Genomic DNA, 14753 nt, shown 5'->3' on the forward strand with positions numbered 1-14753 from the left:
CTAGTTATTTAATAAAAGCGTTGGGATCAATAATAAGTGCTACTTGACCATCACCAAGAATGGTTGCGCCAGATATTCCTTGTACATCAGGCAAATATTTACCCAGATTCTTAATCACAACCTCGTTCTGGCCAATAAAATCCTGTACTGCTAAGGCAACTAATCTTTCTCCCTTGCGCACAACTACGATTTCTGTTTCTTCTTCGGTACTCTCATCATAATCTGGTACTGAAAAGAGACGACTTAGCGAAACCAGAGGAATATGTGAATCACGGAATTCTACCATTTTATTGCCATGGATTGTACGGATCTGAGATTGCTTCACGATTCCGGTTTCCACTATAGAGGTCAAAGGAATGGCATACTTCTCAGAACCTAAACGGATAAGCATTGCAGCAATGATAGATAGAGTTAGAGGCAGTTGTACTGAGAAATTTGTTCCTTTACCTGGAGCAGAATAAATCGTTACATTGCCGCCCAAAGAAGAAATCTTAGATTTCACAACATCTAGCCCTACCCCGCGCCCTGAAACATCAGAAATGACCTCTGCTGTACTGAAGCCTGGGGCAAATAACAACTGAAAAGCTTCATCGTCCGACATACTGGCTGCCTGCTCTTGTGTTATAACACCCTTCTTCACAGCAGATTTCAGAACCTTCTCTGGATAAATCCCTGTTCCATCTTCTTCGATCTCAATGAAGACGTGATTACCACTGTGGAAAGCCCGCAAATAGACCGTTCCGGTCTCCGGCTTACCAGCAGCAACACGATCCGCAATGGATTCGATACCATGGTCAACTGCATTACGCAATAAATGCACCAGCGGATCCCCGATTTCGTCAATGACCGTTCGGTCTAGCTCAGTTTCTGCTCCTGTGATGATAAGATCTACTTTTTTGTCTAGTGACTTGGCTAGATCACGAATCATACGTGGGAATCGGTTAAATACTGTATCTACTGGAACCATCCGCAGCTTCATTACAATATTCTGGAGATCTCCGCTTACCCGGCCCATATGCTCAACCGTTTCTGTAAGATCACCATTTTGAACCTCAGAAGCCAGCTGTTCCAATCGGACACGGTCGATAAGAAGTTCACTGAATAAATTCATCAACACGTCCAAACGTTCAATATCTACACGAATGGTACGTGATGGTGCACCACCTGTTTTGTGAGCTGCCGGTTTGTTGCCCTCTTCTTTGGTTGGCAGGGGTTTAGCGGCAGAAGCCGCAGGTGCAGCTGCTGCTGGCGCCTCAGTAGTCGTGGCTGCCACTTCAGAGGCTGCTGCTGTTTCTTGACCTAGCTGTTGCAGAGAGTCTTGATCCAACGCTACTGCCGATACCTTATCAATCTCAGACAGATTTAGTATCATAGCCTGAATTTGATCAGCACTTTTTTGAGTTATGTAATATAGAGAGAAGCTTTGATCAAATTTCTCTTGTTCAATATCCTGAACGGATGGGAAGGATTTAACCACTTCACCTGAACGCTCCAAAAGATCAAACACCATATATGCACGTACTGCCTTAAGCTGACAATCCTTGCGAATGGTTACGTCCACATATAATACTTGATGTCCTTCTTGAATCGACTGTTCTAGAACAGAAAATTGAAACTCATCTAAATGAATCGGGGTTTCAACCGCTTGTGCAGCAGGTCCTGAGACAGAAGCTGCCTCACCACCCGCAACAGGAATCTCTCCCCGGACTATAGCCTGTAAGGAGGAGACGATAGACGAAACATCCGCTTTACCCTCGCCTCCTCCCGTAATATCCTCAACCATAGACTCCAAGGCATCCAAACTTTTGAACAACGTATCAAAAATGAAATCCTGCATGCGCAGTTTGTTGTTGCGTACCAAATCAAGAACATTTTCCATTTGGTGTGTGAGTGAAGCCAAATCTTCAAAGCCCATAGTTGCTGCCATACCTTTTAAGGTATGCGCAGAGCGGAATATTACCTGTACAATACTAATGTCCTCAGGATTCGCTTCCAGCCCCATCATGCTCTCGTTCAATGACTGCAGATGATCGTTCGACTCATCAATAAACATGGATAAATATTGGTTCATGTCCATCAGTGAGCACCTCCCCTTTGAGTTCGCTTTTCTGTTATTTAACAGCTTGCACCAGCCTTGGAGCAATTTCTTGCAAAGGCAGTACGTGCTGGACGCACTGTAATTCCACCGCAGATCGCGGCATTCCATATACGACACAAGTTTCTTCGCTTTCAGCAAAGGTTGAGGTTACCCCAGAGTCGTATAAGGATTTCATCATTCTTGCCCCGTCACTACCCATCCCTGTCATTAGTAACAAATGACGTTCTAACGATGTGAGCGGCAGCAATGATTCAAATAAAACATCCACAGAAGGTCGATGGCCATTACGCGCCTCCTCCTTTGTGAGTACAACCGCATATTGCCCTCTAGAGGATGGGACAACTTGTAAATGATAGCCTCCAGGTGCTATATAAGCAGTTCCTTTTTGCAATATCATCCCCTGCTCAGCTTCAATCACTTCTAGCGGGCTAAAGGTATTCAGTCGCTGGGCTAGTGATTTGGTAAAGTTAGGCGGCATATGCTGCACGATAACAATAGGCGCTGGAAAATCCGCAGGAATCTTCTCCAGAAATACCTTTAGAGCACGTGGTCCACCTGTAGAGCACCCCACGGCAACCAACTTTTGCAGATCATTACTCCCATACTTCCGGACCTGAGGATTTGCAGGAGCGTCAGAAGACACTTCCACTTTAGGTTTAGGCAACGGTTTTGGTGGGGTAGCGTTATTCTCTACTCTTGACCTTGCATTACTCTTTTCTGATAAAGGTGGTGGAGTAGAGATTAATGGTTTGGCTGCTCTTTTAGGAACAGTATGATCTAACGGCTGCTTCACCCGCGGTTTTTTGATCACTTCATTTTTGAGTGAAGCTTTAGGTTCTACCTTGGGTTTGCCGGGCATCACTCTCGGTACAGTTGGCGGTGCGACTTCTACTGGCGGTATGTCTGGCAACTTAAATGCAGAAGCACGTGCTTCGCGCTGCTCCCGGGCCATCATAGCCTCTTTCATTTGTTCCCTTAAGGATTCTCCCACTCCCATGATATCCTGAGAGTTGGTAATCGAAGGTTTACGAATAAAGTCAAAAGCGCCCCATTCCAGTGCAAGAATGGTTTCCTTCATACCCTCTTCATTGATCCCTGACAGCATAATCACTGGCAGAGGGTCTGAGGCCATTATTATTTTCAGCGCTTCCAGGCCGTTCATTTCTGGCATTTCTACATCCATAGTAACCAGATCTGGACGAAGCTCATTGATTTTTTCGATAGCCTCACGACCGTTTTTTGCTGTTGCCGTCACCTGAAAGTCAGCGTCATTTTCAATTAAATCGGAAATGATCTTGCGCATAAATGCCGAATCATCAACAACCAATACTTTATATGGCTTCATATCATTTCCACCTCTGTCCCAAATTCAGAACAACTATTTACTCCGCTTTAACCATTTATGGATAAAGCCTTTAATCCCTTGGACTTTTGTGCTCTTTTTAGAATCAATGGTCAAATAACTTAGGGCAAGCCGATGTATATCTTTTGCAGCAATACTGTTTGGAAAAGCCAATGTGAATGGCGTTTGCCTTTTGACAGCTTGCACTACATGGGCATCTGAGCTTATATGACCAAGATAAGAAATATCTAATTGCAAAAAACGACTGGCGGCCATTCGGATCTTGTCGCTTGTCGCTATGGCTTCCCTTTCATCACCTGCCTGGTTCACAATCAATTTAAAGGAAGTCTCAGGATAGGAACGATTCACAACCTTCATTAATGCGTATGCATCTGTGATAGCTGTTGGTTCTGGTGTAGTAACCACTAGGCAATCGTCGGCAGAAGTTATAAACTTCATCGTTTCCTTAGATAAACCAGCGCCTGTATCGAACAAAATAAAATCCATGCTGTCCGCGATAAGTGTTATCTGATTTGTGAAATAATCAAGATCAGACTCTGAAAGCGTGAATAGCTCATCCATTCCAGAGCCACCTGCTATAAAAGGGAGCGAATTCGGACCGTATTGAATAATCTGCTCGATATCCGCTTCTCTTTTTAACAAATGATAAAGATTATATCTCGCCGATACGCCCATCAACACGTCTATATTAGCCATGCCGATATCTGCATCGAACAGCAAAACCCGTTTGCCCATAGCCTTTAAAGTTAGAGCGAAGTTAAGTGTAAAATTCGACTTACCAACGCCCCCTTTACCACTACACACCGTAATGATCCTGGCGGATGATCCCCCTCTTACAGCTACTTTAGAATCCTGACTGGATACAAGCTGTCTTAAGGATTGTGCCTGATCCATCATGTTTCACCTGTTCCAAGAAGCAACTCACTCAGCTGTCCTTTGGTAGCCATAAGCAGGTCATCAGGAACATTTTGACCATCGGTCATATAAGACAAGGTAAGCGGGAAGTCATTCAGGACATTAAAGAGCGGGCCGTAACTCCCCGTCTCATCCAGCTTTGTGAAAATAACCTTATCCAGCCTATATCTGCCGAAATGCTCTGCAATAAGTTTCATATCACGGCTTTTCGAGGTCAAGCTAAGCACAAGATAAGTTTCACTTCTCAATTCCTTCGCAAGCAAGCTTTGCAGTTCGGCTACTAGCATATCATTACGATAATTTCGGCCAGCTGTATCCATTAATACTAGATCACAACTCTCCAAGCGAAAGAGTGCTCTTTGCAAATCTCCTGGCGATTGGACAACCTCCAATGGAACATTGAGAATAGCAGCGTAGGTTCGCAACTGTTCCACAGCTGAGATTCTATACGTATCGGAGGTGATAAAACCTACCTTGCGTCCGTGCTTAAATAGCTGTTCTGCCGCAAGCTTAGCTATGGTTGTGGTCTTTCCAACTCCAGTGGGTCCGGCAATATATACAATTTGAGTATCCCGGGCAATTCCATCAGCAATTCGTCCCGTCAGGAAACCATCAATCTGTTCTTTAAGAGATCCCATAAATTTCTCTGGTCCCCAAGTACGCCCTTCATCCACCCAACGTTCCGAGATGTTACTGATCCATTCCTCAACAAGCACAGCATCCATTTCTTGCTCTAATAAAAGATCCCGTAGCTCCTGCAGACTGTCTGGCAGTTCTCTTCCACCTGAGGATTGTCTGGCAATTCGCTCCATCCAGAGCTTCATATCTCTAATCTCACGAAGAACATCATTTTCGAGAGCAGTGGCAACCTCTGGCGATTGTTCTAATCCTAATGATTCATACAACGCTGATATAGAAGGTGCATCTTCCAGATTTAATTCAGGAAGTTTTTGCTCAGGTTCTGGCTCCGGATGCTTGGCTATCGATTCTTGTACATTGATAGCTTCCGATAAGGCTGCAGCAATCTCTGCAAACGTCCGTGACTCTTCTGGCTTTTCTAATGAAACAGAAGGTACGGAAGGTATAGAAGGTGTAGTGGAAGCAGATGAAGCTTTTTGATAAGCCTGTGGTACTGCACTCCGTGGAATGTTCATCGCTGGCGCAGCCGGCTTTTTTGGAACATTATTCTTCTCTGCCTTTTCTACTGCTGCTACAACTTCTATTTTTTTCTTCTTAAATAACCCTAAAAATCCGCCGATTTTGATTTCCTTTGTACTTAAAATGACGGCCTCGCTCCCAAGCTCGTTGCGAATGGAAAGCATGGCGTCAGGCATCGAATCGACCACGTAACGCTTCACTCTCATAAATTCACCACTCCGACGCTTTGTATTTCAATGTTAGGCTCTAGCTCGCTATAAGACAGTACAGGAATATCCTGCATCGTTCGTTCAATCACCTGCCGCAAATACATACGAATGGTTGGTGATGTGAGCACTATTGGCTGTTGCCCTGTCTGCAGCAATCGATTAATCTGTTCACTTAACCGCTGATAGATCGTTTGTGTCGAAGTTGGATCTAGTGCCAAATAACTTCCCTGTTCAGATTGCTGCACACTCTCGGAAATTTTCTTTTCAAGATTAGGCCCCACCGTGATGACTTTCAGCGTCTCTCCTACTTGTGAGAATTGCTGGGTAATCTGTCTGGACAAGGACTGACGAACATATTCAGTGAGAATATCAGGATCCTTGGTGTATGTCCCATAATCCGCCAATGTCTCAAAAATCGTAACCAAATCTCTGATCGATATTTTTTCACGAAGCAGCTTAGCAAGAACCTTCTGCACATCCCCAATCGCCAATACGGAAGGAATAAGATCGTCGACGAGCACTGGATAATTATCCCTAAGGTTGTCCACCAGCATCTTAGTTTCTTGTCTTCCTATCAGCTCATGTCCATGACGTTTGATTAACTCCGTCAGATGTGTTGCGACAACAGATGGAGGGTCTACTACAGTATAGCCGGACAATTCAGCCCGCTCTTTAACCGATTCATCAATCCATAATGCTGGAAGCCCAAAGGATGGTTCGATGGTCTCAATACCGTTTATAGATTCATCATCATATCCTGGACTCATTGCAAGGTAATGATTAAGTAATAATTCACCACCGCCAACTGTATTTCCTTTAATTTTTATGACATATTCATTCGGTTTTAGTTGAATATTGTCGCGAATGCGAATAACAGGTACTACAAGACCCATTTCTAGGGCACATTGCCGTCGAATCATGATGATACGATCTAGCAGATCGCCTCCCTGACCTGTATCCGCCAAAGGAATAAGACCATAACCAAACTCGAATTCAATGGGATCAACTGACAGCAAATTAATGACACTTTCCGGACTTCGTACCTCTTCAATCTGCTTCTCTTCAACAAGTTGCTCTTCGGCAATCTGTTTCTTATTTAAATTTTGTCCCATACGGTAGGCTGCAAAAGCCAGCAATCCGGCCAATGGGAGCGTTGTAATCATATGTATGGGTGTAAAGAGTCCAAGAAAAGCTACCGTAACTGCGACAATATACAACAATTTCGGATAGGACAACAACTGTCCTGTCAGCTCTTCTGCAAGATTACCTTCCGAAGAAGCTCTAGTAACAATCAAGCCGGCTGCTGTCGAAATAAGCAAAGCTGGAATTTGACTGACAAGACCGTCCCCGATGGTCAATACAGAATAAGTGGATAACGCAGTAGCAAAGTCCATCCCGTGAACCATCATACCGATAATAAATCCACCGATGAGATTGATCAGCAAGATGATAATACTCGCAATCGCGTCTCCTTTAACGAATTTACTTGCACCGTCCATGGCTCCGAAAAAATCCGCTTCGCGTTCTACGTTACGCCGGCGCTCACGTGCCTGGGTTTCGTTAATCATGCCTGCGTTAAGATCGGCATCAATACTCATTTGTTTACCGGGCATCGCATCCAAGGTAAATCTAGCGCCTACCTCAGCTACGCGCTCTGAACCTTTGGTAATAACAATAAACTGTACTACTACCAAAATCAGAAACACGATAAATCCAACCGCAATCTGTCCGCCAGCGATCCAGCTACCGAAAGTAGATACCACTGAACCGGCATCTCCGTAAGTCAGGATCAGTTTTGTAGTCGAGATGTTAAGTGACAGACGAAAAAGTGTGGTTACTAGGAGCAGTGAAGGAAAAATTGAAAATTCGAGTGCATTTTTCGTATTCATAGCAACCAGAATGATAATTAATGCGATTGAGATGTTAATAACAAGCAAAACGTCCAATAGCCAGGACGGGATAGGCAGAATCATCATAAGCACGATCCCGATGATGCCTAGCAAAACTGTTAAATCTTTAGCTTTCAATGTCCTAACCCCCCCGCCTTATCTCCTCTTACCTTTAAGCTTATATACATATGCCAGCACTTCAGCCACAGCCTGGAACAGATCATTTGGAACGACATCTCCAATCTCTGCCCTTTGGAATAATGCCCGTGCCAGCGGTTTGTTTTCCATAGTCACGACGCCGTGCTCTTTAGCCAGCTCCCGGATGCGAAGTGCTACATAATCCTGACCCTTTGCTATAATCTGCGGCGCTTCCATCTTGGTACCGTCATATTTAAGCGCAACAGCAAAGTGCGTAGGATTCGTAATGATTACATCCGCATTTGGAACTTCCTGCATCATACGCTGCATGGCCATTCTACGTTGGCGTTCCCTGATCTTACCTTTGATTAGAGGGTCACCCTCCATTTTTTTGTATTCATCCTTGATATCCTGCTTGGACATTTTCAGGCTTTTTTCATGCTCGTACTTCTGATACATGTAGTCCAGAAAAGCCATAGCCAATAGGGCAGCCCCGATTTTCAAACCAAGACTCATCGTCAGCTTGGCCGCAAATTTAAAAATCCCCTCCGCACTGATATGCGACAGGGATGCAAAGTTCTTCTTTTCTCCCCATAAAGTGCTATATACCAGATAAGCAATAATTAGAAGCTTAAATATGGATTTCAGGAACTCGACAAACGAACGCATGGAGAAAATATTTTTGAACCCTTTTATCGGATTAAGCTTGCTGAATTTAGGGGTGATCCCCTCTCCCGTGGTCATAAAGCCCACCTGCGCCAGATTGCTTACCAGCGCCATAACAAAAACTATTCCAAGTAATGGAGCTAGCAAAATCAGTATTTGTAGTCCATATTGATTAAATAGCAGCGTTATATTCTCAGGAGTAACCTCCAGTGTCATTTGATTCTGAAATACATCCATATATAGCTTCATGAAGCGTTCTTTCATAAAACCACCAAACATCATCAAGCTAACTACTGCTGATAACAATACAACTGCACCGGATAGCTCAGCACTTTTGGCTACTTGACCCTTTTTACGAGCATCTTGCCGTTTCTTCGGGGTTGCTTTTTCCGTCTTTTCACCGGCGAATTGTTGAAGATCCAGTCTATACCGCTTCGTCTTAGGCATAATACGCTCCCCTTACGGTCACCTACGGACTCTTCCCCATGAGATTCAATAAATTCTCCATGGATTCGAACATGATATCGAAGAGATTCTGAAACAGCACAGCCAGACCAGGCATCAGCACTAAAAGCAGTGCAAGACCTATAATGATTTTGAGCGGAACCCCAATAACAAATACATTATATTGCGGAGCCGTTCTCGCCAAGAAAGCAAGGCCAACATCAGTCAGAAACAGCGCAGTTACTAAAGGAGCCGACATTTGAAAAGCGAGTACAAAGGACTGAGCAAATGTTCGAACCAGAAACTCTGATAAACTACCGTCAATCATGCCTAGAAATAAATCGTTATTCATAGGAACCCATTTATAACTGTACACAATAGCATCTAGCAGATGGTGATGACCATTCATGCTCAGAAACATTAGCAGGGCTATCATATATTTGAAATTACCAAGAATTGGTGCAGACGTTCCAGTCATAGGATCGATAACATTAGCAATACCGAAGCCAATCTGAATATCAATAAATGAACCTGCTGTCTGAATCGCCATAAACATCAAATATCCAACGAAACCTAGCAATAATCCTATTAATACCTCTCTGGCAATCAGCAAAATATAACTGAAATCCTGCGGGATCGTAAGCCCTGTTCCGTTAGCACTAAAGACAACCAATGCTACAAAAAAAGAAATGCCAATCTTAAAGGTTGTCGGGACTCCTTGTGAAGAAAATACAGGAACGACAACAAAAAAAGCGGTTATTCGACAAAAAATAAGCAAAAAGACGGGTAAACTTTGCAGTATGGTCTCCATGTTCATTGATTAACCAATATACATATAGAGATTACCCAAAATTTGGCTTGTAAAGTCAATCAGCTTCGTGATGATCCACGGACCAAATAGCAATAAAGCCAATAGCACTGCGACGATTTTGGGAACAAACGCTAGCGTCTGTTCCTGAATCTGTGTCGTAGCCTGAAAAATACTGATTATTAGCCCTACCACCAGACCAAGAATCAGCATGGGTGCGCTGACTTCCAGCACTAAATATACGGCTTGGCTTGCTAGCCCGATTATAAACTCCGTACTCATCCCTCATGCCTCCTCTTTAGGTCAGGTGTTAAAACTAAGAAGTAGTGATTTAATGACTAAGTACCAGCCGTCTACCAGTACGAAGAGCATTATTTTAAAAGGTAATGAAATCATAACCGGGGGAAGCATCATCATCCCCATGGCCATCAGTGTGCTCGCCACAACAATATCAATAATCAGGAATGGTATGAAAATTAAGAAGCCCATTGTAAAAGCCTTTTTCAATTCGCCAATTGCAAAAGCTGGCACCATCACCGTCAGTGGAATATCACTGTATGTAGCCGGTTTAGTAGATCCGGTATAACCGGTGTATTTCATAAATAACAGAAGATCTTTGGTGTTCGTCTGTTTAAACATAAATTCTTTCATCGGATCAGCAGCTTTATCAAAAGCCTCAGTTTGTGTGATTGTCCCCTTCATATACGGCTGCAACGCATTTTCATTCACTGTGGCCAGCGTTGGTGACATAATGAACAGGGTCAGAAACAGAGCAAGTCCTACCAGCACCTGGTTTGGAGGCATAGCCTGAGTACCCAGCGAGGTTCTCACAAAGCCTAATACGATTACAATTCTAGTAAAGCTAGTCATAAGAACCAGAAACGCCGGAGCAATACTCAGAACCGTTACAAGAAGAAGAATTGATATGGAACTGGTACCACTGCTTGAACCTTCATTACCGACCTGAATATTAACATTAGGTATAGGATCAGCATGTATCGGCGTCATCATAACCACACTGATAATACCGAACAGCAGAATAGCAAGAATTAGCTTCTTTTTCATATATTCCTCGACTCATCCTTAGTAACATCATCCCGAAGCAGCTCTTCCATTTTCTCTTTACGCTCTGGTGCAGAACGAAGCTTGGATTGCAGAGTCTCGTAAAAAGATGATGTTTCACTAAGTTCAATTTCCTGAGATGGAACCTCCCCACGCAGCTTTACCTTTACCTTGGCAATAAGCGGTGCGAGGAAATTATTCTGGTTAGAGGACTGATCCTCAAATGCCGCAATGATCAATGCTACCTCATCCGGATCGGTGACTTTATCCAAAATGGATATATTTTCACCAATCCCGATTAAGTAAAGACTGCTTCCCAGTTCGATAACCTGCATCGACTTATTAGGTCCAAGCCCTATTGCACCAAGCGTTCTTATAGAACGGTTGCTCATAAAGGTCTGATTACGTCGTCCAAGAAAACGAATCAGTACCACTATAAGTACAATGATTATCGCCAGGACAATAATAACTTTAAACAAATTCAGCAGGGTGTTACTGCTTCCGAGCGTTTCGGAATATAACATGACTTTATCCTACACGCCCAACGTTTTGTTAATAGCTTCGATAACCCGGTCAGCTTGGAAAGGCTTCACTATAAAGTCTTTAGCTCCTGCTTGGATTGCATCGATAACCATAGCCTGCTGGCCCATGGCTGAACACATAATAACCTTTGCAGCCGGATCTACTTTTTTGATTTCTTTCAGGGCGGCGATTCCGTCCATCTCAGGCATAGTAATATCCATCGTGATGAGGTCCGGACGCAGTTCCTTGAATTTTTCTATCGCTTGAGAACCGTCCTGAGCTTCGCCCACTACTTCAAATCCGTTTTTCGACAAAATGTCACGGATCATCATTCTCATAAATGCTGCATCGTCCACGATTAGAATTCGGTTAGCCATTTTTACAAAATCCTCCCTAAGTATGCTTATTGTAATTTCTGAATTCGGTCCCACTGGCTGACGATATCCGTAACGCGTACGCCAAAGTTTTCGTCGATAACAACGACTTCACCTTTGGCAATAAGCTTGTTGTTAACCAAAATATCTACAGGCTCACCTGCGAGCTTGTCCAGCTCAATAATTGAGCCTTGTGACATTTCTAAAATATCTTTGATCTGCTTCTGGGTCCTTCCTAATTCTACGGTTACTCTAAGCGGTATGTCCATCAATAAATTTAAATTATTTTCATCAATATGACCAAAGGCCCCACCATTCAGATTTGCAAATTGCACAGGCTGTACATTTACATTGCGATTTGCCTCAGAATTAAGCGGTGGTGTCTGTCCATATGGCATCCCTTGCGGTGGCATACCGTATGGTGGCATCCCAGGCATTCCGTACGCTGGCATACCCGCTGGAGGATAATAATACCCGCCTTCTGGCATCCCTGGATACGCTGGCATACCCTGCGGTGGATATGGTGGTTGCGTTCCTCCTGCGGGCTGTGAGGGCGCCTGTTGCACCGGAGGTGCTGGAGGTGGTGTCTCCGCAGAATTAGTCATAGCAGGTGTTTCAGCCATTGTGACCGCTGCCTCCTCCTCTGCCGGACTAACATCACCAAGTAGCATGGATACCATATCTTTTGCGAACTGAACAGGCAAGAGCTGCATAATAGTAGAATCTATCAAATCACCAATTTTAAGCCGGAACGAAATACGAATTAGGGTTTCATCGTCTGGCAGACTGCCTACTCCTTCTCCGCTGGACATATTCAAAATGTCGATACCCGGAGGCGAGATATTAACAAAACGATTAAAAATCGTAGACATCGATGTAGCAGAAGAACCCATCATTTGATTCATAGCTTCTTGCACAGCGCTAATATGAATTTCATTCAACTCTTCATCCTTAGGTTCGCCGGCACCGCCAAGCATCAGATCGGCAATGACCTGTGCATCCCTAATCTTAATAACAAGTGAGTTAATCCCTTGAAACCCATCCACATATTGAACGTGAACAGCTACATGCGGTTTAGGAAAAGCAATTTCAAACTCCCCGCGTGTAATGATCGAAACTTGAGGGGTTGTAATATCTACTTTTTTCCCTAGTAAAGTGGAAAGTGCTGTTGCTGCACTGCCAAACGTTATATTACCAATTTCGCCCAAAGCATCCTGTTCAAACGGTGTTAGATAGTCATCTACCGTTTTCTCCGTAGGAGCTAATGAGCCCTCCGCAGATTGTCTCAGAAGGGCGTCGATTTCTTCTTGGGATAAATAATCTTTACTCGTCAAATTCTTCAACTCCTTCATTGACAATTTCGTCTATTTGCACGGCTACCCGATCTTTAACCATTCCGGGACTTCCGATGAACTTAAGCTTCTCCCCTACCTTAATTGACAGTCCAGAATCTACGTTTCTGTTGAGAGAAATCACGTCACCGACACTAAGCCCTAGGAATTCAGATATGGATAAGCTCGATTCTCCAAGTTCAGCAACAATCGGCAGCTTCGCTTTATGAACTCTAGCTCTAATGGCCAGTAGCTCATCTTCATCCCGCGTCTTCTTCTCTGTCACAAACCATTGGTGAACAGAAAGTCTGGACATGATAGGCTCTAGAACGACATGCGGTATACAAAGATTGATCATGCCTGTTGTATCTCCAATTTTGGTACTTAGAGAGATTAATGCAATGGTCTCATTGGGCGATACAATCTGCATGAACTGCGGGTTCGTCTCAAGAGCTTCCATCCGCGGATGAATATCCAGCACCGTTTTCCAAGCCTCCTGCAGACTCTCAAAACATCTACTAAAGATACGCTCCATAATCGTTGTTTCGATCTCAGTTAGAGCATTAATCTTAGAAGGTGCAGTTCCAAAGCCCCCAAGCAACCTGTCCAGCATAGCAAAAGCAATGTTTGGATGAACTTCCATTACCATGCGGCCCTCTAAAGGTTCAGCTTCAAAAATGTTCAATATCGTCATTTTCGGTATGGAGCGAATAAATTCATCATAAGGGAGCTGCTCTACTTGAACGACATTAATCTGAACGAAGGTGCGCAATTGGGCTGAAAAATACGTTGTAAGATAACGGGCGAAATTGTCATGTATCCGTGTAAGACTGCGGATATGATCTTTGGAAAAGCGGACAGCCCGTTTAAAGTCATAAGAGCGGATTTTCTTCTGAGTTTCTTCCTTTTTAAGTTCATCGGCGTCCATCTCACCTGAAGAAAGTGCAGCAAGCAGAGCATCAATTTCGTTTTGTGATAGTACATCAACCAATTCAATCACCCCCCTATCAAAGAATTATCAGGAATAAAGCTACACAGAAGCCAAAAGGAATTTGGTGATTTCGATCTGAGTAATTTGGCCCTCAGTCAATGTCTTATTGATCAGATTAATAAGCTTACTGCTAAGCTGATCTTTTCCATTCGCTCCATTAAGGTCCTCAGGTTTGGTATCTGCAAGCGTCTTGATAATTATTGGTTTGATTTTGATCTCTTTTATTTTTTCGAATTCTTCCTTTGATTTCGCAGAACTCAGTTGGAAGGCGAAATCTACTTGAAGGATAAAATCGGGATCAGCAAGATTTGTTTTGATATCAATGATCTCTGCCGTCAATTCGACGATTTCATCTGCAGTTAAATGTTTTGTTTCCACATTTTGAACAGCAGCACTTACCTCGTTCGTATCTTTCGGAAAGATCCTGTCCAATAGTAAAAATGCGGCGACCACGATCAGAGTAATCGCTAGTAATATCGTGATGAGCCACGGCATCATCTTTTTCATGTTAGCTCCTCCATTGACTGGATTTTAATGGTGGCAGCATATGTGCCTATGTCCCTGTTATAATCCCGGATCTTCGTAATAACCTCATCGGCTTTTTCGAGAACGATCAGTCTTTTTCCGGTTACGAGCGTAATGTATGTATCCGGGCTTTCTTCTACCATTTCGACCAGTAGGGCATTGATCCACATCGGTGTTCCATTTAATCTTGTTACCGATATCATAACAGGCCTCCTAACAAAATAGGGGGAGGAGTAACTCCCCCACGACTCCGCATGAAC

15 protein-coding genes are annotated in these 14753 nt (G+C 43.6%); all 15 read right to left on the reverse strand.

Annotation, left to right across the window (positions count from 1 at the left end):
* Window positions 1-4 precede the first annotated feature (4 nt).
* Genes NSQ50_RS18415 through NSQ50_RS18485 form a run of 15 tightly spaced genes read right to left on the reverse strand, consistent with a single transcriptional unit; the run spans window position 5 to window position 14696 of the window.
* Complete coding sequence (locus NSQ50_RS18415) at window positions 5-2077, reverse strand: chemotaxis protein CheA (RefSeq protein WP_076140998.1); 2073 nt, start codon at window positions 2075-2077, stop codon at window positions 5-7.
* 34 nt (window positions 2078-2111) lie between these two features.
* Window positions 2112-3443 carry a protein-glutamate methylesterase/protein-glutamine glutaminase gene (locus tag NSQ50_RS18420; protein ID WP_076223190.1) on the reverse strand — a complete coding sequence of 444 codons (1332 nt, stop codon included), beginning with the start codon at window positions 3441-3443 and terminating at the stop codon, window positions 2112-2114.
* Window positions 3444-3476: 33 nt separating this feature from the next.
* A complete protein-coding gene (locus NSQ50_RS18425; protein WP_036688505.1) occupies window positions 3477-4358 on the reverse strand; it encodes a MinD/ParA family protein in 882 nt (293 codons plus the stop codon).
* On the reverse strand, window positions 4355-5740 hold the full coding sequence (gene flhF, locus NSQ50_RS18430) for a flagellar biosynthesis protein FlhF (RefSeq protein ID WP_036688507.1): 1386 nt from the start codon (window positions 5738-5740) through the stop codon (window positions 4355-4357). The genes NSQ50_RS18425 and flhF overlap by 4 nt, the downstream gene beginning before the upstream one ends.
* Window positions 5737-7770 (reverse strand): flagellar biosynthesis protein FlhA, encoded by a 2034-nt coding sequence (flhA, locus tag NSQ50_RS18435; RefSeq protein ID WP_036688509.1) that lies wholly within the window; start codon window positions 7768-7770, stop codon window positions 5737-5739. The genes flhF and flhA overlap by 4 nt, the downstream gene beginning before the upstream one ends.
* A gap of 18 nt (window positions 7771-7788) precedes the next feature.
* Window positions 7789-8883: a flagellar biosynthesis protein FlhB gene (gene flhB, locus NSQ50_RS18440; protein ID WP_036688512.1), complete on the reverse strand. Its 1095-nt coding sequence runs from the start codon at window positions 8881-8883 to the stop codon at window positions 7789-7791.
* Between the two features lie 22 nt (window positions 8884-8905).
* Window positions 8906-9691 carry a flagellar biosynthetic protein FliR gene (gene fliR, locus NSQ50_RS18445; protein WP_036688514.1) on the reverse strand — a complete coding sequence of 262 codons (786 nt, stop codon included), beginning with the start codon at window positions 9689-9691 and terminating at the stop codon, window positions 8906-8908.
* Between the two features lie 9 nt (window positions 9692-9700).
* On the reverse strand, window positions 9701-9970 hold the full coding sequence (fliQ, locus tag NSQ50_RS18450; protein WP_036688516.1) for a flagellar biosynthesis protein FliQ: 270 nt from the start codon (window positions 9968-9970) through the stop codon (window positions 9701-9703).
* A 21-nt stretch (window positions 9971-9991) separates the two neighbouring features.
* Window positions 9992-10753, reverse strand: coding sequence for a flagellar type III secretion system pore protein FliP (gene fliP, locus NSQ50_RS18455; protein WP_036688518.1), 762 nt, complete (start codon window positions 10751-10753; stop codon window positions 9992-9994).
* Window positions 10750-11274, reverse strand: coding sequence for a flagellar biosynthetic protein FliO (locus NSQ50_RS18460; protein ID WP_036688521.1), 525 nt, complete (start codon window positions 11272-11274; stop codon window positions 10750-10752). Before NSQ50_RS18460 ends, fliP begins: the two co-directional genes overlap by 4 nt.
* A 9-nt stretch (window positions 11275-11283) precedes the next feature.
* Window positions 11284-11649 (reverse strand): response regulator, encoded by a 366-nt coding sequence (locus tag NSQ50_RS18465; RefSeq protein WP_036688523.1) that lies wholly within the window; start codon window positions 11647-11649, stop codon window positions 11284-11286.
* Between the two features lie 26 nt (window positions 11650-11675).
* Entirely contained in the window at window positions 11676-12980 is a 1305-nt protein-coding gene (fliY, locus tag NSQ50_RS18470; protein ID WP_036688526.1) for a flagellar motor switch phosphatase FliY, read from the reverse strand.
* Window positions 12970-13968 carry a flagellar motor switch protein FliM gene (gene fliM / locus NSQ50_RS18475; protein ID WP_036688529.1) on the reverse strand — a complete coding sequence of 333 codons (999 nt, stop codon included), beginning with the start codon at window positions 13966-13968 and terminating at the stop codon, window positions 12970-12972. The genes fliY and fliM overlap by 11 nt, the downstream gene beginning before the upstream one ends.
* Before the next feature lie 39 nt (window positions 13969-14007).
* Window positions 14008-14475 carry a flagellar basal body-associated FliL family protein gene (locus tag NSQ50_RS18480; protein ID WP_036688532.1) on the reverse strand — a complete coding sequence of 156 codons (468 nt, stop codon included), beginning with the start codon at window positions 14473-14475 and terminating at the stop codon, window positions 14008-14010.
* The gene (locus NSQ50_RS18485) at window positions 14472-14696 is read right to left on the reverse strand and encodes a flagellar FlbD family protein (protein WP_036688535.1); all 225 of its coding nucleotides are present in this window, start codon (window positions 14694-14696) and stop codon (window positions 14472-14474) included. The genes NSQ50_RS18480 and NSQ50_RS18485 overlap by 4 nt, the downstream gene beginning before the upstream one ends.
* Window positions 14697-14753: the final 57 nt, after the last annotated feature.

The sequence above is a fragment of the Paenibacillus sp. FSL R10-2788 genome, from assembly GCF_038003885.1.
Classification (GTDB): domain Bacteria; phylum Bacillota; class Bacilli; order Paenibacillales; family Paenibacillaceae; genus Paenibacillus_AQ; species Paenibacillus_AQ odorifer.